24 protein-coding genes are annotated in these 18,993 nt (G+C 35.5%); 14 read left to right on the forward strand and 10 right to left on the reverse strand.

What is annotated here, in order from left to right; genetic code table 11:
- Window positions 1-19: 19 nt before the first annotated feature.
- On the reverse strand, window positions 20-814 hold the full coding sequence (locus ACUN0F_RS11840; protein ID WP_001183978.1) for a YqhG family protein: 795 nt from the start codon (window positions 812-814) through the stop codon (window positions 20-22).
- On the reverse strand, window positions 801-2,483 hold the full coding sequence (locus tag ACUN0F_RS11845) for a DEAD/DEAH box helicase (RefSeq protein WP_001100049.1): 1,683 nt from the start codon (window positions 2,481-2,483) through the stop codon (window positions 801-803). Before ACUN0F_RS11845 ends, ACUN0F_RS11840 begins: the two co-directional genes overlap by 14 nt.
- Window positions 2,484-2,875: 392 nt before the next feature.
- Between ACUN0F_RS11845 and gcvT the strand changes: the two genes are divergently transcribed.
- From gcvT to ACUN0F_RS11905, 12 genes are all read left to right on the forward strand, one after another.
- Window positions 2,876-3,976, forward strand: a complete 1,101-nt coding sequence (gene gcvT, locus ACUN0F_RS11850) for a glycine cleavage system aminomethyltransferase GcvT (protein ID WP_000631766.1) — start codon at window positions 2,876-2,878, stop codon at window positions 3,974-3,976.
- 20 nt (window positions 3,977-3,996) lie between these two features.
- A complete protein-coding gene (gene gcvPA / locus ACUN0F_RS11855; protein WP_445539524.1) occupies window positions 3,997-5,340 on the forward strand; it encodes an aminomethyl-transferring glycine dehydrogenase subunit 1 in 1,344 nt (447 codons plus the stop codon).
- Window positions 5,337-6,812, forward strand: a complete 1,476-nt coding sequence (gene gcvPB / locus ACUN0F_RS11860; protein ID WP_000795689.1) for an aminomethyl-transferring glycine dehydrogenase subunit 2 — start codon at window positions 5,337-5,339, stop codon at window positions 6,810-6,812. Before gcvPA ends, gcvPB begins: the two co-directional genes overlap by 4 nt.
- Window positions 6,813-7,258: 446 nt before the next feature.
- Entirely contained in the window at window positions 7,259-7,462 is a 204-nt protein-coding gene (locus tag ACUN0F_RS11865) for a DUF3929 family protein (protein ID WP_000639158.1), read from the forward strand.
- A 70-nt stretch (window positions 7,463-7,532) separates the two neighbouring features.
- On the forward strand, window positions 7,533-7,724 hold the full coding sequence (locus tag ACUN0F_RS11870; protein ID WP_000535935.1) for a hypothetical protein: 192 nt from the start codon (window positions 7,533-7,535) through the stop codon (window positions 7,722-7,724).
- A 116-nt stretch (window positions 7,725-7,840) separates the two neighbouring features.
- A complete protein-coding gene (locus ACUN0F_RS11875; protein WP_327973390.1) occupies window positions 7,841-8,215 on the forward strand; it encodes a GntR family transcriptional regulator in 375 nt (124 codons plus the stop codon).
- A gap of 3 nt (window positions 8,216-8,218) precedes the next feature.
- Window positions 8,219-9,091, forward strand: a complete 873-nt coding sequence (locus ACUN0F_RS11880; protein WP_149213035.1) for an ABC transporter ATP-binding protein — start codon at window positions 8,219-8,221, stop codon at window positions 9,089-9,091.
- Window positions 9,072-9,740, forward strand: coding sequence for an ABC-2 transporter permease (locus ACUN0F_RS11885; RefSeq protein ID WP_262719685.1), 669 nt, complete (start codon window positions 9,072-9,074; stop codon window positions 9,738-9,740). The genes ACUN0F_RS11880 and ACUN0F_RS11885 overlap by 20 nt, the downstream gene beginning before the upstream one ends.
- Before the next feature lie 14 nt (window positions 9,741-9,754).
- The gene (locus tag ACUN0F_RS11890; protein ID WP_327973392.1) at window positions 9,755-10,387 is read left to right on the forward strand and encodes an ABC-2 transporter permease; all 633 of its coding nucleotides are present in this window, start codon (window positions 9,755-9,757) and stop codon (window positions 10,385-10,387) included.
- Between the two features lie 31 nt (window positions 10,388-10,418).
- Entirely contained in the window at window positions 10,419-11,042 is a 624-nt protein-coding gene (locus ACUN0F_RS11895) for an ABC-2 transporter permease (protein ID WP_327973393.1), read from the forward strand.
- Window positions 11,026-11,649 carry an ABC-2 transporter permease gene (locus ACUN0F_RS11900; RefSeq protein ID WP_033662759.1) on the forward strand — a complete coding sequence of 208 codons (624 nt, stop codon included), beginning with the start codon at window positions 11,026-11,028 and terminating at the stop codon, window positions 11,647-11,649. The genes ACUN0F_RS11895 and ACUN0F_RS11900 overlap by 17 nt, the downstream gene beginning before the upstream one ends.
- A 249-nt stretch (window positions 11,650-11,898) precedes the next feature.
- The gene (locus tag ACUN0F_RS11905; RefSeq protein ID WP_141542702.1) at window positions 11,899-12,084 is read left to right on the forward strand and encodes a hypothetical protein; all 186 of its coding nucleotides are present in this window, start codon (window positions 11,899-11,901) and stop codon (window positions 12,082-12,084) included.
- Between the two features lie 16 nt (window positions 12,085-12,100).
- On the opposite strand, the gene ACUN0F_RS11910 is transcribed toward ACUN0F_RS11905, so the two are convergent.
- The 5 genes from ACUN0F_RS11910 to ACUN0F_RS11930 form a co-directional block, all read right to left on the reverse strand.
- Window positions 12,101-12,358, reverse strand: a complete 258-nt coding sequence (locus ACUN0F_RS11910) for a DUF3975 family protein (protein ID WP_087985176.1) — start codon at window positions 12,356-12,358, stop codon at window positions 12,101-12,103.
- Window positions 12,359-12,373: 15 nt separating this feature from the next.
- The gene (locus ACUN0F_RS11915; protein WP_000312623.1) at window positions 12,374-12,688 is read right to left on the reverse strand and encodes a DMT family transporter; all 315 of its coding nucleotides are present in this window, start codon (window positions 12,686-12,688) and stop codon (window positions 12,374-12,376) included.
- A gap of 1 nt (window position 12,689) precedes the next feature.
- Window positions 12,690-13,022, reverse strand: a complete 333-nt coding sequence (locus ACUN0F_RS11920; protein ID WP_000312344.1) for a DMT family transporter — start codon at window positions 13,020-13,022, stop codon at window positions 12,690-12,692.
- A gap of 71 nt (window positions 13,023-13,093) precedes the next feature.
- Window positions 13,094-13,675 carry a TetR/AcrR family transcriptional regulator gene (locus ACUN0F_RS11925; protein WP_141474868.1) on the reverse strand — a complete coding sequence of 194 codons (582 nt, stop codon included), beginning with the start codon at window positions 13,673-13,675 and terminating at the stop codon, window positions 13,094-13,096.
- A 245-nt stretch (window positions 13,676-13,920) separates the two neighbouring features.
- A complete protein-coding gene (locus tag ACUN0F_RS11930) occupies window positions 13,921-14,898 on the reverse strand; it encodes a LacI family DNA-binding transcriptional regulator (protein ID WP_001273975.1) in 978 nt (325 codons plus the stop codon).
- A gap of 382 nt (window positions 14,899-15,280) precedes the next feature.
- Here ACUN0F_RS11930 and ACUN0F_RS11935 point away from each other — a divergent pair, with 382 nt between their 5' ends.
- On the forward strand, window positions 15,281-15,817 hold the full coding sequence (locus tag ACUN0F_RS11935) for a hypothetical protein (RefSeq protein WP_046956564.1): 537 nt from the start codon (window positions 15,281-15,283) through the stop codon (window positions 15,815-15,817).
- A gap of 39 nt (window positions 15,818-15,856) precedes the next feature.
- Here the strand turns inward: ACUN0F_RS11935 and ACUN0F_RS11940 are convergent, their stop codons facing one another.
- A complete protein-coding gene (locus ACUN0F_RS11940) occupies window positions 15,857-16,240 on the reverse strand; it encodes a rhodanese-like domain-containing protein (protein WP_000108656.1) in 384 nt (127 codons plus the stop codon).
- Window positions 16,241-16,410: 170 nt separating this feature from the next.
- On the opposite strand from ACUN0F_RS11940, the gene ACUN0F_RS11945 reads away from it, so the two are divergent.
- A complete protein-coding gene (locus ACUN0F_RS11945; protein ID WP_000514072.1) occupies window positions 16,411-17,247 on the forward strand; it encodes a lipoate--protein ligase family protein in 837 nt (278 codons plus the stop codon).
- Window positions 17,248-17,278: 31 nt separating this feature from the next.
- Here ACUN0F_RS11945 and ACUN0F_RS11950 read toward each other — a convergent pair whose 3' ends face one another.
- Both ACUN0F_RS11950 and ACUN0F_RS11955 read right to left on the reverse strand, forming a co-directional pair.
- The gene (locus ACUN0F_RS11950; RefSeq protein ID WP_445539525.1) at window positions 17,279-18,118 is read right to left on the reverse strand and encodes a hypothetical protein; all 840 of its coding nucleotides are present in this window, start codon (window positions 18,116-18,118) and stop codon (window positions 17,279-17,281) included.
- Window positions 18,119-18,318: 200 nt separating this feature from the next.
- Window positions 18,319-18,987 carry a DUF1129 family protein gene (locus ACUN0F_RS11955; RefSeq protein ID WP_445539526.1) on the reverse strand — a complete coding sequence of 223 codons (669 nt, stop codon included), beginning with the start codon at window positions 18,985-18,987 and terminating at the stop codon, window positions 18,319-18,321.
- Between the last annotated feature and the right edge of the window lie 6 nt (window positions 18,988-18,993).

Genomic DNA, 18,993 nt, shown 5'->3' on the forward strand with positions numbered 1-18,993 from the left:
TAAAGCAGAAGGAGCTTCTTTAAGATAGAAAATGATTCGCGGTAACATAAAAGAGTCCGCCGTTAATAATTTGTACTGTAATGCGTGGTTCATATTGCTCTTGCAAGGCTTGTTTTTCAATTTCATAGCTTTCAGGAAGTTCATCACTTTCTTCATAAAAACGATTTAAAAGATCTAAATCGTGATTCCAGCGCACTCTTGCTTCTTTCGCCCACGTATGGTCATCTTCTGCAATAATATTTTTTAAAGCATCCTCTATACGTTGTAAACCGCTTTGCGGTTTAATGATAGGCGAGAGTGTAAAACAAAAGTCAGGTATTTTCGGTGTAAGTTTAATTTTAGCTAATGTTTCATGAAAGTTTGCAATCATTGTGCCAGAAATGAGATGAATACCAATAGAGTGAAGAATGTCTTTTTTTCGATCACATTGATAGGAAACTTTAATATTTACACCGAGCCAAGGATGGAGTGGTGTATGTGTCGCTCCGCTATGCCGTACTTCCTCATATAAACGTATGTAAGAGCCTAATTCTTTTGTCGTTTGGAAAATTTGATGAAGACGTGGTGAACCGTAGTGAATAAGCTCACCATCGCTTTCTTCACTTTCCGGATTTGTAAGAAGAGTAAGGCGCATCGGATTCGGTACGCCTCCTGTTTTCTCAAGATAGTGCCAATAAAAAGGACGGTTCATTAATAATTTATCCATCTCAATTGTTAACTGCACATCTAATAGATGAGGGGAGCGCTTTAAAATTTCGCAGTTATTCGCCTCAAAAAAATTGTATAAGTAATTATGAATTTCATGTTGCTGCATAGCCTTGCACCTCAGCTTCATTTCGTTTCGCGAAGTCGATAATAGATGTTAAGTTTTCCATCTTAATTCGGATTTCTCCTTCGCTTTTTGACTGCGCAAATATTTCTTGAATATGTGCGTCGATGTTTTTCATATTAATTCTCGTTAAAATTTCATCAAGTTCACCGATAACACGCTCAAATAAATTGATTTTTTCATATAACAGTTTCAAAATATGTTCTTCAACAGTATGTTTTGTAGCTAAGTTATAAATATGAACATCATTCTTTTGACCAAGACGGTGAATACGTCCGATTCTTTGTTCAAGACGCATTGGATTCCACGGTAAGTCATAATTGATCATATGGCTACAAAACTGTAAGTTAATCCCTTCACCACCAGCTTCGGTTGCAATTAATACTTGTGCGTGGTTTTGGAAAAGCTCCTTCATCCAATCTTTCTTCCCGCGTTTAAACCCGCCGCGGAATGGAACGGAAGAAATACCGTGTTGTTGTAAAAACCATTGTAAATACATTTGTGAAGCTCTATATTCAGTGAAGATAATGACTTTATCGTCAATTTCTTTTATAAGCTCTAGTGCTTTATTCGCTTTTGAGTTGAAAGGAATATGATTAATTTTGTCCATTAGCACATCAATATGCGGGTCTTTTATGTAATGCTCATTTTCTTTCTGCCTTTTTTCCACATGTTTTTTTAATGAATAGTAAACAGCTTCACGACTACTACACGCTTCCCGTTTTAAAGTTAACGATGAGAAAGCAGATGTGAAGGCATCTTGTCCTCGCCAATTTTCAATACCATTATACAAAGCTTGCTCTTCTTCATTAAACTCAACAAAAATTGTACGTACATGTCTCTTTGGCCAATCAATTCCGGTATTATGACGTCGATTTCGGACCATCACTTTGTTAATAAGAGCTTTTAAATGTTCATCAGATTCGGCGGAACGATTTTTTGAAGCGTAATATTCTTCAAAGTTGGATTGATTGCCTAAATGTCCTGGCTTTAATAAAGAAACGAGGTTGAAAATTTCGTCAATCTTATTTTGAACAGGCGTAGCGGTTAATAATAAGCAAAATTTCTTTTTTAATCGTTGTGCAAATTCATAGTTTTTTGTTTTATTATTTTTAAGTTTATGTGCTTCATCGATAATAATAAGGTCATATTCTAAATTCAAAACAATATCGCGATGCGGTGAACGTTTTGCAGTATCAATTGATGATACAATCACATCGGCTTGTTCCCACGAGTAGCTTTTCTTTTGGGCTACAGCTGGAATAAAAAACTTTGTATTTAATTCGTATGCCCATTGTGATACGAGAGAGGCAGGGACGAGTATAAGTACTTTTTTCACAAGGCCGCGGACCATATATTCTTTTAAAATAAGCCCAGCTTCAATCGTTTTCCCAAGTCCCACTTCATCTGCTAGTATCGCTTTACCATTCATTTGTTCAATGACATTTTGAGCGACTTCTAATTGATGAGGAAGTGGTGTGAAATGAGATAAATGCTTCGGTGCTTGTAATCCATCGAAAGTAGGAACAAGTAACGATTTTTCTGTTTTATAAGCTAAATGATATAAATCCCAATTTGTCCAAGGACCATCTTCATTAATTCTATTTAAAAAATTGTTTTGCCACGTTCGATCTACGGAAATATCGACATTCATTACGACTCTCCCACCTTTTATAAACTAAAGTAATTATTAAAAAAATCTTTATTATATAAACCTTGTAATAAGGCGCTATTACACATACTGAAAGTTAAAGAATAGGCAAAGATAAAGGGCTGAATTTTGAAAGTTGTATTTAATAAGATTAAGAATGAAAAATTCTAAATTATTTTTTATGCTAGAATATTGATGAAATATAGCGAATGATGTTAGGATAATGGTGTGAAATGTGTGGAATCTTTCGTATTTTATCCAAGAAAGTGATTTTTTATTTACGCTTTCATAAAAAAATATAATGAGATTCCGTATATCCTATCTTTTCAGAGTGAAAATGTTTAGATATGGCGAGCAACTTTTATTGATTTGTCAAAGCATAAGGGGGAGAGAGCATGATTACATTACAACGTACACCGTTATTTGATGTATACGCGAAGTATGGTGGAAAAACAATCGACTTCGGTGGTTGGGAATTACCAGTTCAATTTTCAAGCATTAAAGAAGAACATGAAGCTGTACGTACGGCTGCAGGTTTGTTCGATGTGTCTCATATGGGAGAAGTTGAGGTAAAAGGTGTAGATAGTTTAGCATTTTTACAACGTGTTGTTACAAATGACGTTTCTACTTTAAAGGTAGGAGGCGCACAATATACAGCTATGTGCTACGAAAATGGTGGTACAGTAGATGATTTATTAATCTACAAACGTGGTGAAGAAGACTATTTATTAGTAATCAATGCATCAAATATCGAGAAAGATTACGAATGGTTAGCTAGCCATGTAATTGGCGATGCGACAGTAGTCAATGTTTCTAGTGAAGTTGCACAGCTTGCAATTCAAGGTCCAAAAGCAGAAGGCATTTTACAAAAAGTTGTGTCAGAAGATTTGAAAGAAATTAAGTTCTTTAAATTTAAAAACGATATTCTTGTAGATGGAATTCCAGCACTTGTATCTCGTACAGGTTACACAGGTGAAGATGGATTTGAAATTTACTGTAAGAGTGAAGATGCTGCAAAACTTTGGGAGAAACTTCTTGAAGTTGGAGCAGAAGAAGGCTTAAAAGCATGTGGTTTAGGTGCTCGTGATACACTTCGCTTCGAAGCAACATTACCACTTTATGGTCAAGAATTATCAAAAGATATTACACCGATTGAAGCTGGCATTGGCTTTGCGGTAAAACCAAATAAAGAAGCAGACTTCTTTGGAAAAGAAACGTTAAAAGAGCAAAAAGAAAACGGTGCGCCTCGTAAGTTAGTCGGCATCGAAGTAATCGAACGTGGAATTCCTCGTACACATTACCCTGTATTTATTGGAGAAGAAAAAATCGGGGAAGTAACGAGTGGTACACAATCTCCAACGTTAAAGAAAAGCATTGGTTTAGCACTAATTGATGTAAAATACGCAGCAGTTGATACAGAAGTAGAAATTGAAATTCGTAATAAACGCGTCAAAGCAGTAGTTGTTCCAACACCATTTTATAAACGTTCAAAGTAACGGGGAGAGGGGTAGATTTCATGTTGCATCGTTATCTTCCAATGACAGAAGAAGACAAAAAAGAAATGTTACAAACGATCGGCGTTCAAACGATCGATGAGTTATTCTCTGATATTCCAGAGAGTGTTCGTTTTAAAGGGGATTTAAAAATTAAAGAAGCAAAATCAGAGCCAGAGCTTTTAAAAGAGTTAACTCAAATGGCTAGTAAAAATGCTAACTTAAAAGAATACGCTTCTTTCTTAGGAGCAGGTGTATACGATCATTACGCTCCAGTAATTGTAGATCACGTTATCTCTCGCTCAGAATTTTATACAGCTTACACGCCATACCAACCAGAAATTTCACAAGGGGAATTACAAGCGATCTTTGAATTCCAAACAATGATTTGTGAATTAACAGGAATGGATGTAGCAAACTCTTCTATGTACGACGGAGGTACAGCTTTAGCTGAAGCGGCAATGCTAGCAGCTGGCCATACTCGCAAAAAGAAAATTCTTGTATCTAGTGCAGTTCATCCAGAATCAAGAGCAGTACTTGAAACGTATGCAAAAGGTCAACATCTTGAAGTTGTTGAAATTAATCATAAAGATGGTGTAACAGATTTAGACGTATTACAAAGTGAAGTAGATGATACAGTTGCTTGTGTAATCGTTCAATATCCAAACTTCTTCGGACAAGTTGAAAAATTAGCTGATATTGAAAAAATCGTTCATCAACAAAAATCATTATTTATCGTTTCTTCAAATCCATTATCATTAGGCGCATTAACACCACCAGGGAAATTTGGTGCTGATGTTGTAATCGGTGATGCACAACCATTTGGTATTCCAACGCAGTTTGGTGGACCACACTGTGGTTACTTTGCAACAACGAAAGCATTTATGCGTAAAATTCCAGGACGTCTTGTTGGACAAACTGTAGATTCAGATGGTAAACGTGGATTTGTATTAACGTTACAAGCACGTGAACAGCATATTCGCCGTGATAAAGCGACGTCTAACATTTGTTCAAACCAAGCGTTAAATGCATTAGCAGCATCAGTTGCAATGACGGCACTTGGTAAACAAGGTGTGAAAGAAATGGCACGTCAAAACATTTCTAAAGCACACTATGCAAAACGTCAATTTGAAGCGAAAGGCTTCACTGTAACATTTGCTGGACCATTCTTCAATGAGTTTGTTGTAGATTGCAAGCGTCCAGTGAAGGAAGTAAGCGATGCATTATTACAAAAGAATATTATCGGCGGTTACGACCTAGGCCGTGATTATAAAGAGCATGAGAACCATATGCTTGTAGCAGTAACTGAGCTTCGTACAAAAGAGGAAATTGACACACTTGTAAACGAAATGGGGGCTATCCAATGAAGAATCAAGACCAAGCACTTATCTTTGAAGTGAGTAAAGAAGGACGCATAGGATATAGCCTACCAAAATTAGATGTAGAAGAAGTGAAACTAGAAGATGTGTTTGAGAGCGATTATATTCGAGTAGAAGATGCAGAGCTACCAGAAGTATCTGAACTTGACATTATGCGCCACTATACAGCACTTTCAAACCGTAATCACGGTGTAGATTCTGGATTCTATCCACTTGGATCTTGTACGATGAAATATAATCCGAAAATTAATGAGAATGTAGCTCGTTTCGCAGGATTTGCAAATATTCATCCATTACAAGATGAAAAGACAGTACAAGGTGCAATGGAATTAATGTATGACTTACAAGAGCACTTAATTGAGATTACAGGTATGGATACTGTTACATTGCAACCAGCAGCTGGTGCACACGGAGAATGGACAGGCTTAATGTTAATTCGTGCATACCATGAAGCAAATGGTGACTTTAACCGTACGAAAGTAATTGTTCCTGACTCTGCTCACGGAACGAATCCAGCATCTGCAACTGTAGCTGGCTTTGAAACAATTACAGTAAAATCAAATGAACATGGTCTTGTTGACTTGGAAGATTTAAAACGTGTTGTAAACGAAGAAACAGCAGCACTTATGTTAACAAATCCTAATACATTAGGTCTATTCGAAGAAAATATTTTAGAAATGGCAGAAATCGTCCATAACGCAGGCGGGAAATTATACTATGATGGTGCAAACTTAAATGCGGTATTAAGCCAAGCGCGCCCAGGAGATATGGGATTTGACGTTGTGCATTTAAACCTTCATAAAACATTTACAGGTCCTCACGGCGGCGGTGGCCCAGGTTCGGGTCCAGTAGGTGTGAAAGCTGATTTAATTCCGTACTTACCAAAACCAATTTTAGAGAAAACGGAAAATGGCTATCACTTTAACTATGATCGTCCAGAAGCAATTGGGCGCGTAAAACCATTCTATGGTAACTTCGGAATTAACGTTCGTGCATACACATATATTCGTTCTATGGGTCCAGATGGACTACGTGCAGTAACGGAGTATGCGGTATTAAATGCGAACTATATGATGAGAAGATTAGCACCATTCTATGATCTTCCATTCGATAGACATTGTAAGCATGAGTTTGTATTATCAGGTCGTCGTCAAAAGAAACTTGGTGTACGTACATTAGATATTGCAAAACGCCTGCTTGATTTCGGTTACCATCCACCGACAATTTACTTCCCATTAAATGTGGAAGAATGTATTATGATTGAGCCGACAGAAACAGAATCAAAAGAAACATTAGATGGTTTCATTGATAAGATGATTCAAATTGCTAAAGAAGTAGAAGAAAATCCAGAAGTTGTACAAGAAGCGCCACATACAACGGTAATTAAACGTTTGGATGAAACATTGGCTGCTCGTAAACCAGTTTTACGTTATGAAAAGCTAGCTCCTGTACAAGTTTAATTAGAATAACAAAGGAAGAACTCGCTATATGCGGGTTCTTTTTTTGTATGGAGAATTTGTCCCACTATTTGCGGGCAGTAAAACTCCCACCTGAAAACTCGGCTGGTGCAAAGGAGTTAGGTGGGAGATAGACTGCCCGTAAATGTCCGATTGGTTCAACTAATAATCAGTGGGGATGAACAAAAATCCCCCGCTGATTAAAGTTTCACTTTATGCAGAACTAGTGAAGAAAATGTTAAAATTTTATATTTTTTGTTTCATAATGGTGTAAAGAAGTAGTTTTATAGGTGATTTTGTTGAAAAAGTCAGTTTGATAAAAGTATTTATTTTTGTTAGAATTTTATTGAAATTAAGAAGATGCAATGAGATAGGAATGACTCATTTTTATGTATATGTGAAAAAACGAGCAAGTTGGGGGTGAAAATGTGGGATATCGGTGTTATAGAATGATATACCATTTAGAAAACGGAAAAACGATTAAAGATGTAAAAGAATTTTGTTATCGAGATCAAGGAAAAGTATTAGAAAGAGTAGCACATCGTGTAATGGATAATAGAGAAGTGACGGCAATTGATAAGAAAGGAACAATCATTTCAATAGCATGTGAGGACATTGTAAAGGTGGAACTTGATTACATAACAGAAAGTTAACCTTGAGTCATATCGAATTATTCGATACAATATACTGTTGAATGGTGACGAGAGAAGAGAGGAGTTTATTATGGGTAGTACAAGACACTTTTATATGTTTATCTTAGCGTTTGTTCTTGTTGTAGCATTAACGATTTATTTAATTGTTGATAGCACTTGGTACAACACAGTTCATCCGGCGTTCCTTCTGTTTATGTATGTAGGAATTGCGGTAGTGAGTTTCGGAATGAGAGATGAGATGTTAGATCGCTTTGAAAAGTGATACATATACGAAAGACCAACAGGAAAATGTTGGTCTTTTTTTCTTGCCAAAAATAGGATGGTGTGTATATACTGTATATATAAGGTATATACAGTATATACACACTGGAGGAAAACATGAATATTATTATTTCGAATTCTTCCCAAGACCCTATTTATGTACAAATAAGAAAACAATTAAGCCAGCTTATTTTAAATGGTGGTTTAAAGGGTGGAGACCAATTACCGTCTATTCGTAGCTTAGCGAAGGAATTACAAATTAGTGTAATTACAACGAAGCGTGCGTACGAGGAGCTTGAAAAAGAAGGATATATAGAAACTGTTGCTGGGAAGGGGACTTATGTTTCACGTAAAAATAATGAACTACTAAACGAACAAAGGCTTCGTCTATTGGAAAGTAAAGCGGAAGAGATTGTAAATGAAAGTAAAGCGTTGCAGCTTTCACTTGAAGATTTACAGCAGATGATTGCGTGTTTATATGAGGGGGAATAAAGAGTGCTAGAGCTAAAAAACGTTTGTAAAAGTTATCAAGATTTTGCAGTGAAAAATATAAGTTTTACGTTACCACGCGGATATATTATGGGATTTGTCGGACCGAATGGCGCAGGGAAAAGTACGACGATCAAAATGATTATGAATTTAATTAGAAAAGATAGCGGTGATATAAAAATTTTTGGCAAGGACAATAAAAAAGCCGAGAAGGAAATAAAACAAAATATCGGTTTTGTATATGATGAAAATCATTACTACGAAGATTTAACGTGTGAACAAATGAAACGTATTATTGCACCGCTATATAAAAAGTGGGACGAAGAGCAGTATCAATCGTATATGCATAGATTGCAAGTTCCGAAGTATAAAAAAATTAAAGAATTATCAAAAGGGATGAAAATGAAATTTGCGATTGCTATCGCACTTTCACATCACGCAGAGTTTATCATTATGGATGAACCGACAGCAGGATTAGATCCAGTTGTTCGAAGTGAATTACTTGATATTTTGCAAGAAATTGTAATGGAGGATGAAGTATCTGTATTATTCTCAACGCACATTACAACAGATTTAGAGCGCATCGCAGATTATATTACGTTCATCAATGATGGAGAAATTATATTTACTGGTGAGAAAGATGAACTAATGGAGAACTACGTAATCGTAAAAGGAAGTAATGATTTATTAGACCGAGAAGGAAAAGAATTATTTATTGGATTACGAAAAAATAAATTTGGTTTCGAAGGTTTAGCGAAGGATAAACAAGCAATTATCGATTGGTTTGGAAATGAGGTTGTACTAGAAAAGCCTACATTAGATGATATTATCGTTTACACCGCAAAAGGGAGAGGTGCCTGTGCGTCAGCTCATCTATAAAGATTTGTTCTTTTTTCGGGGGATATGGTCAGTGTATCTTACTATACCCTTTGTATTCTTTTTGTTTGAAAACGGTGGTGAAATGCTGTTTCCTATGAGTTGTTTATTTATAACTCTTTCCTCAGTTACGATATTAATTGTAATAGATGAACGGAATACAAGCGACATTGTTATGAATAGTTTACCGTTAAGTAGAAAGGATATCGTGATTGCTAGATATATATCTAGCGCAATATTTATTGTAGGTGGCATGTTCTCTACGTTGTTGCTTATTTTCCTTATAAGAGGTATCGCTGTTATTGGTGATATCGGTGCATATCATCCTAATCTATACATTGAAATTCCATGGTATGGAGTAGTAAATGGGCTTGTTTACGCCGTATTTTTAGTTGTCACCTTTTTCCCTAGTTATTATGCTATAAAATCGAATGTAGTAAGAAGTCTAGTATCAGCAGCATCAATAGGAGTCGGGGGGATACTTTGGATATTTATTAGTGATGGGCTGAATGAAACAACGCCTTCATTCATGGAGTGGATTATGAATCCTATGCATATTGGTGTATTTATAGTTGGATTCATTGCATTAGTCAGTATTTATATCGCTTCTATGTTTCTTACAATTAAAATTTATGAAGCACGTGATTTGTAGAGAGGAGAATTCATATGAAACAGTTGATTTTGAAGGAGTTTTTCTTACAGAAGAAGATGTTTCCTTTCTATTTTTTAATACCTATTTTATCTGTTTTTAGAAATTCTGTAGAACCAATGGGGATTGCAATAGGATTATTTATAACATGTAGTACGATTATATATATTTCTTTTTATTATGAAGAAAAAAGTAAAACAGAAAAAGTATTAGTGAGTTTGCCTATAATGAGAAAAGAGATAGTTATAGCTAAATATATTTCAACCACATTATTTATTATAGTCGGTTTGAGTATAACCTCTATAGTCGTAATATTAGGAAATATTTTGTTGAACAGAGATATAGTTATGCCTGGATATGCAATATTTTCAGTAATAGTAGCAACCTTGATTTATTGTGTAGTAACGATACCTACTAATTACATTGGGGGATATAAAGCTATTACTGTCTTGAATGTGATTATGATTTTTCCTTTAATGGGTATGATTGGCCTTATGTGCAATATTTTTGGTGATGAAATAATCATGTTAAAAGTACTCCACTCTCAAGAGGCTACACTAGCAATGAGTGTTGTTGGTATCGGAGTGTTAGTAAGTATAGTCGTATCAATGTTGCTCTCAATGAAAATGTTTCAGGAGGCAGAGTTATAGAAGGGGCATTTTCATATTAGGAGGGTAAAACATGATCAAGCAATTAGTCTTAAAAGATATGATGTTGCAAAGAAAGTTAGGATTTGTTTATCTTATATGTTTGTTTTTCCTTGCTATTGTTGATTTTCATAGAGATAGTTTCCTTATGACGATTAGCGTATCTATACCTTTTCTTGGTATGGTACTGTCAATGAGCTATGAGGGGAAAAATAAAAGTGAAATAATAGTAAATAGTTTACCGTTTGAGCGGAAAGATATTGTCATAGGGAAATACATATTTGTAAGTATTTTAGTTGCTTTAGGTGGAGGTTTCTCGCTAGTGATTGGTTTAATTCAGTTACAAAATGAATATATAACTGGACTTATGCTGTGGGGAGCTGTTCTTGGCGGAATAACGGGAGGATTGGTTTGTAGCATAATCGTACTCCCAATTGAATTTTTAGTAGGATATAGCAGTGCAAAACAAATTGCTCCGTTCGCCGGACTTGCGTTGGGGTATTTAAGTGGACTGATTGTAAGTAACGTCTGGTTAGATGTAGAAAATGCTTGGAACACGAGTTTAGTCGTAAATATTTGTTTTATAGCAGGGCTGCTTCTTTTATATGTTATGTCCATGTTTTTCTCAATTCATTTTTATAATGAGCGTGATCTGTGAGGGGGGAATAGCATTGAAACAACTAATTTTAAAAGATTTCATCATTCAATGGAAATTTTTAATTTGGTACATACTGTATCCTGTTTTCTTTTATATGGCCTTAACAGATACGAAAAATCTGTTCATAATTATGTCAGTAATTTTTACAATTGGGGCAACAGTAAAAACATTTGAAGCAGATAGTAAAAATGAGAGTGAAGTTATAGTAAATAGCTTACCAATATGGAGAAAACAAATTGTGTATGCAAAATATATAGTAGCAATGATTATTCTTTTTATAAGCGCAACGGTCGGTTGTTTCACGATGGGAATGAAGAGTGGGGTTAACCTATTTGAATTTATTGAAACGACAATGGTTGCTAGTATTAGCTTTATTTTAATGTATTTAAGTTTTGTTTTACCAATATCGTTTTGGTTAGCGTATAAAAAAACTATTTTTATTGCGATTTTTATATTGATAGCACCTATGGCTGTTTCCTCTATTTTCTTTGGAATCAACCTAGAACAAATTCAACTATATAACAGCATGTTATTCGTTAGTTCAATATGCATGTTCATAATATCTATCTTCGTTTCAGTCAAATTGTATGAGAAAAGAGAATTTTAAAAGGTGCCTTATATAAGGCACCTTCTTCAATAACGACAATATGAAAGTAAAAGTTTATAAACAGAGAGGCTATTCGGTACAACATCTTTTGGAGTATGTAATATAAAGCTGAAAATGATAACGAGAATGAGAAAGAAGAAAAATAAAAATAGGATCTGCTTATGTATAGAATTTTGCATATTATCCACTCCTTTTTTAGGTAGTATGTCCAAAAGAAAGGAGTGTATGAAAAATGTTAGGGGGAGAATGATGAACAAAAGAAAATGGTTATATAGAATAGGGGTACTTTTATTTTCAATCGGTCTCATATTAGCAAATTTCTATTCAGATATACCATCACCAATTCCTAATTTACATAAAGGAATTGGTATAAGTATTGTCATAGTTGGTCTTCTTTGTCTTATCACATCAAACTTCTACAGAAAGTCTGAATGAATGTAAAAAAGGACAGTTACTCTTTTTCAGAAGTACTGTCCTTTTTAAATAATTTATTCCATAGTTTGGCGATACTCCATATAATGACGATTGCAATGGAGGCAATAACTGACCAAGCAATAGATGCAATTTCAAGTGCCATGCTAGGAAGGAAGGTAAGAATGGATACTATTTTATGAAACAACCATTCTATTATATGAAAACTGATTTGCAATAGAATGACACTCCCGAGTGTAATCCATGCTAACATTTGTTTTCCTTTTTCTTTCCACATGACATTCACCTCACGTTAGCTTAATAGTTTTAAGCCAACAGCGCCGCATAGAATGCAACTTAAGAAGGCAAGACGACGCCAATCCGCTGATTCGCGGAAAATAAGAATACCTAGAAGTGCACTTCCCGCAGTTCCGATTCCAGTCCAAATCGCGTAAGCAGTTCCCATCGGTAACGTGTTCATCGCAAGGGATAAGAAGAAGAAACTTACGCCGAAGTTAGCGATTAAAATAACTTTTGGTGCCCAGCCTTTCTTTTCAGTGGCTACTTTCATAAAGAGTACACCAATAATTTCACAAATACCAGCTAGAATTAAAAATACCCAAGCCATTTTATGCGGCCTCCTTCGCTTCTTTTTCTTCTGTTACTCGTTTTAGCCCAATTACTCCGAAGAAGATTAAACCGATTAATAAAACTTTTACAATAGAGAAAGGTTCTCCGAAGACGAAAATTTCTGTAAGAACGATCCCACCAGCTCCAATTCCTGTAAAGACTGCATATACAGTGCCGACAGGTAAATCTTTATAAGCTCTAAATAATAAGACGAAACTAATTGTAATTAATAACGCAACACCAGCCCATTCAAGTGGTGCTTCCGCTTTTTTAAGTCCAATAACCCAAAAGATTTCAATAATACCAGCTATGATTACATAAATCCATGCCATATGTCATTTCTCCTTCCTACCAGTCGTTAGGTAAAGGGCTTAAAAACGACGCATTGCAAAGGAGCAATCCGTCAGTTTGAAAGACCTCGCCAAAATACTTGCCAAGAGGCGTTTAAACGAGTCTCAAAGCGATTTAAACCTGCGAATAGTAGTTCCACCATAAGTCCGTCCAGTAAGCATAGAAAAGCTTCTAGAGCGTCTTTTACTTCAATGTTATGCAGTTCACTTTGCTCGTTTGCCTGTTTAAATATAGGGAATAAAAGTTTTCCGACGTTTTCAATGTGTGCATTCGCTTTTTTGATAATTTGTACGCGGAATGCATCAGGCGGAAAATAAGAAGTTCGTAACCAAAACATTGATTCTTCACTTTCACCAAATCGTTTTGCGTAGCCCTTTAGTAACTGTAAGAGCAATTCTTCAGTAGACGAATTTGAAAATTTTTCGATATCGTCTGTGAAGCTCTGTAAATCTTTTTGAAGAGCAGATTCTAAACATATAAAATATAGCTCTTCTTTTCCTTTAAAGTGTGCGTAAATCGATGGTTTTTTAATCCCAACTTCTTGAGCAATATTTGCCAATGAAGTTCCTTCGTAGCCGTAGCGTGCGAAATGAGAAAGTGCTACAGCTTTAATGCGGTTTGCTGTCATTTTCATCCCCTACCTACCGTTCGTTAGGTTCATTATATGAGATGGAAAATATAAAGTCAATAGGTGAAGAGCTGAAAAAGAGCGCTACAGGTAAGAGGCCACTGAAAAAGTGGTTGCTTTGAGAAAATAACACGCATTTTATCAATATGTTGAAATTAAAAAGGACCCCATCACCTTTATATAGTAGGTGGTAGGATCCTTTTTCTTATGAAGTGGAGTTTTTCAGTGCCTTCACAGGTAACGCTCTTTTTTTAGACAGTATCTCGCTCAATTAAATGGAATGAAAGCTCTTCTGCCTTCCCGGCAATTTGCTCGCTTTGGATTTGTTTATGGAATAAAGAAAAAGCATGTGAGCCCATTGCGAGACCGGGGTGTTCAATTGTGGAAATTTCTAACGCCTTTGAAATTTCATGATTATCAAATCCAAGGATAGCAAGTTCTTCAGGGACCCGAATGCCATGTTTTCGCGCCTCTGTTAATAAACCAGCTGCAACTTGATCGTTCGCTGTAAAAATAGCGGTTGGGCGATTTTTCATGTTTAAAATGCGATGAAGTATTTTTGCACCATCCTGCATCGTATAGCATTGATGAAAAATCCAATCTGGATGTACCGTTTTACCTTCGTTATGCAGCGTATCAGCAAATGCTTTTTCGCGCTCCATAGAATTTGCACTCGTTTTTCTTGCTAAACAGATTCCGATTTTTTCATGGCCTTTACTGAGTAAATAGGCAGTGCCGAGACGGAAGCCTTCATAGTGATCTACGTAGACGGATGAAATGAGGGGATGCTTTATCTTTTCACATGAAATAATAGGGGCAAATTTTGCGAAAGGTTCAATTTGTTCCCAAGAACTCGTTCGAGAGCAAATAATCATTCCGTCGAATTGTTTCATTTTCATCATTTCAAGAACACGAATCTCTTCGAGGCTATCGTAATTTGTTTGACATAAATTAATGTGATATCCAGCTGTTAACGCTTCGTTTCCGATTCCTTCAATAATTGTACTGAAGTATGGAAGATTAATGAAAGGGAGCATAACCCCGATTGTATATGTTTTTCCCTTTATTAAATGAATAGCATTTATATTTTTTGCATAGTTCAATTCTTCAACAGCATCTAGAACACGCTTACGTTTTTCTTCTTTTACGTAAGGGTGATTATTAAGGACGCGGGAAACAGTTGATATGGATACACCAGCAGTTTTTGCAATTTGTTTTATATTGGCCATATGTATCACCTCTTTCCTTTATTATAAAGGGAAAATAATAAGAATGAAAAAATCTTGACCTGAAAAGCTTTTCACAAACTATGTTATAAATAAGGCTTCTTTTTATTCGCGTAACCTTTTTATTTGGGCGTAAGAATGATAGGGGGCTTTTTTGCGTCTATAAAAGAAGTTTTGTCAAAATGTGTGAGAATAACGTGGAAAGTTTTCAAAGGGGGAGTTTGTTAATGAAGCGAATATGAATAGCATACAAAGTGAAACTTTAATCAGTCGGGCATCTCCCGCGGATTATTAGCCCCACCAATCGGGCATTAACGCTTTATTCATAAAGAGAGCGGTATGAAGAAAGGGCGGAAACAAATTGAAAAAAAGAATCATTTGTTTCGTGTTTTCTAGTCTAGTGCTAAGTTCATGTTCGTTTCAGCAAACGATGCAAGAAGAAAAAAACTTTGTGGGAACAACAGGGGGAGTGATGGATCGTGTTACGGATCCTATTCCGCTAAAGGAGCTTCCGAAATATTTTCCGGTGAAATTTAAAGTTCCGGAGTTTTTACCGTATGACATTACGAGTGATGTGAAGGGGGAAGTCAGAACGATTGGGAAAAAGAACGCTGTTTTAATGATTAAATATAGACAGCGGGAGCCAGGTAGAAATGAGTATATTGAGTTAAATGTTGCGAACTTTCCTTATAGTTTTCCGGATCTCGTAGAAGAGAAACGATTTCAAGAACAAATGAAATTGAATAGTGGAGCATTCGCTTATTTTAAAAATAAAGATGACTCTGGGCGAGGAGATGAATTCGCTACGCTTATTTGGAAAGAGAAAGGACTTGAATATCAGCTGCTGTATCGTAATGCACAAGAGAATGATAAAGATGTGATTAAGCAAAATTTATTATACATTGCGAATAATATGGAATGAAAAAACTAGCTGAATGATTCAGCTAGTTTTTGTATGTTATTATTTCTTTTTAATTTTTCCAGTCCACGTTTTGAATCCACCTTGTAATTGGTAGAAATCTTTGTAGCCTTGTTTTTTTAAGTATTGAGCTGCACGACCAGTACGGAATCCGCTTTGGCAGTATAAGTAAACTGGTTGATCTTTGCGAAGTTCTTTATGACGAAGGCGAATTTGTGATAATGGAATGTTACGTGCGCCTAAAATATGTCCTGCAGTATATTCGTCTGCTTCGCGAATATCGATAAGCTGTGCTTTACGGTAGCCAGCACGAAACTCTTCTTCTGAAAGTGTTTTAATTAATTTTCTCTGATAGAAATACATCCATACAGTGTAGCCGATGAACGCTACGATTACGGCTAATAAAATAATCCAAGTTGTTGACACGGTTCTATCGCTCCCTTTTTTCTTATCCTACTTTCAATATTATAATGCCCGTATGTATTTATGCAACAGATTCATTTGCATATAAGAAGAAATTTCGTATTCTTTCACAAATTTTGTCGAATTTGGTAGACTAGAGAATGTGAAAAATAATTGGTTATATGAGGTGCAGGATGGGAAAAGAAAAATGGTGTTATATTAACTCTGGTCAATGTTCACCGGCATTTAATATGGCGTTAGATGAATGTTTATTAAATTGGCAAAGTGAAAAGAAAATGCCACCAACCATTCGTTTTTATGAATGGGAAGTACCAACATTAACAGTTGGGTATTTCCAGCGTGTTGAAAAAGATATTAATATGGATGTAGTTAACGAAAAGAAATATGGATTCGTTCGTCGTCAAACAGGCGGCAGGGGTGTACTACATGATAAAGAATTAACGTACAGTGTTATTGTGTCTGAAGATCATCCAAATATGCCAAAAACAGTTACAGAAGCGTATCGTATTATTTCGCAAGGTTTATTAGACGGTTTTAAGGCATTAGGATTAGAAGCGTATTATGCAGTTCCAAAAACAGAAGCAGACCGTGAAAATTTAAAAAATCCACGTTCAGGCGTATGCTTTGATGCACCGTCTTGGTATGAAATTGTAGTAGAAGGAAGAAAAATCGCAGGTAGTGCTCAAACACGTCAAAAAGGTGTGATTTTACAGCACGGATCGATTCCGTTAGAAATAGATTTAGATGAATTATACGATCTGTTTTTATTCCCGAGTGAACGTGTAAAAGAGCGTATGAAGAGTATGTTCTCTTCTAAAGCGGTAGCCATTAATGAATTAACAGACCGTACGTTTACAATCGAGCAGTTAATTAAAGCGTTTGAGGTTGGGTTTGAAAAAGGATTAGATGTAGAGCTTGTTCCGTATGAATTAACAGAAGAACAGTTACATGAAGTCCAAACATTAGCAAAAGAGAAGTATGAAAGTAAGGAATGGAATTATAAAAAATAAGAGGTGGCAATTGCCACCTCTTATTTTTTTTTTATAGTAAATTAAGTACTTTTTCTACTTTGATTCCTTTATCTTGTAAAGAACGAAGGCGATTTACAACGTCCATAATTTCTTTGTCAAATGTAACGCTAATACCTTGGCTTTGTAGTTCTTTTTTTAAGCTTTCAATAGAATCATCTATGTCGATGCCAAGCTCGTAATCTTGACAAACTTCAATTGTCTTTTTCACAAGTTTAACATAATTTTCTTGTAGTTTTGTATTTGTTTCAGTCAAAGCAGGTTGCTTCGGTTTTGCAGGAGCGACCGGTGCTGTCTCTTGCTTTGTAACTGGAGTTGGTGCTGCCTTTTTCACAGGTGCTGGAGTAGATAATTCCACAGCTGCTTCTACACTTACTGGCTTCGGTGTCGGTACCGGAGTAGGTTTAGATGCTGCAGGTGTTTCTACTCGCGTAACAGGTTTTGGAGCAGGTGTAACTGCTCTTGGAGCTTCTACAACTACTTCTTTTTTCGGAGTAGCTTCTACAACAGTTTCTTCTTGCTCAGCAGCTTCTTTATTTTCTTTGCTCCACATAACGCGTTCAACTTCTAGAGAAACATTATTTTTGTTCATCGCTGTTAATGTAACTTTACCAACTTCAGCGTTCCCAGTGAAATCAACAATTTTATAAATAACACTCTTGTTCCAATCCACGTTTCCGCTCAAAAATAATTCTTCGTTACATTTCGGCGTTAAGCCCTCGATTTTAATTTCTGCGTTTACACCGTTTTCACTATATACCATAATTAGCGAAGCATTTACATCTTCGTCTGCTAACATTAGTTCACGTACCATTTTGCCGGTGCGTACTTGCGTTTTCTTCTTAACTGACATTTAATTTCTCCTCTCAAAAATTCAGTAATAATAAAAAAATCGTATAACGAAAAATAATTGCTCACGAAGATTTATGATACCGATAATAAAAGCATCACGTCAACAATTAACTTTAATTATTTTGCATTTTTCTTATTTTCTTTATGAAATTTTTCAATTTGTAAAATTAGACAGAAGAAAAACAGCCTATTGAAAGGCTGTTAAAAATTAGATGTTTTATATAAAAATTTGTACAAAATATAAAAAGAAAGTGTAATAAGAGAACCTTGCAAAATAGACAAATTATAAAATAAGTATGGTTGTGTTTTGAAAAATACGTTTGCAAAAACTGATAAGACAAAAGGTATAAATACTGATAATAAGAGGAGTGCTTTTTGTTTCCAGGAAACTAATATCGTAAAAGAGAAACGTCTAAATAAAGAAAAAGTTATAAAAGCACCAATTGTTAAAACGATAGCAGATAATATTGTTCCAGGAATACTAAATGGAATTCCTGAAGTGTTTGTACTTGAAAATAGTTTTTGCATAAGAGCAGTGAATGTATCGTATCCAATTTGAACAGCTAATAATAAACTAACCGCAAATCCAATAACGGCAGCTTGTTGGAAAGAATTTTGATGTTCCGAAGAGTTAATTAATTCATCGCAGTAAGCTTTTAAATCCTCTCCGAAAATGTCATGTGCAGTTTTACCGTCTTCTTGCGCTTCTAAAAGATGATCCAATATTTCTAAAAGTAATTCTTCCATTTGTTTTTGTGGAACGCTAGTAAGGCGTAAATAAATAAGCATATCACCATAAGCAGCTTCGTTTTCAGCTGTTAATAACTCTCTCTTTTCATTGTTTAATTTAACCATTTCTTTTTCAGTCATCATATC

It is taken from the genome of Bacillus sp. 1A, from assembly GCF_052682215.1.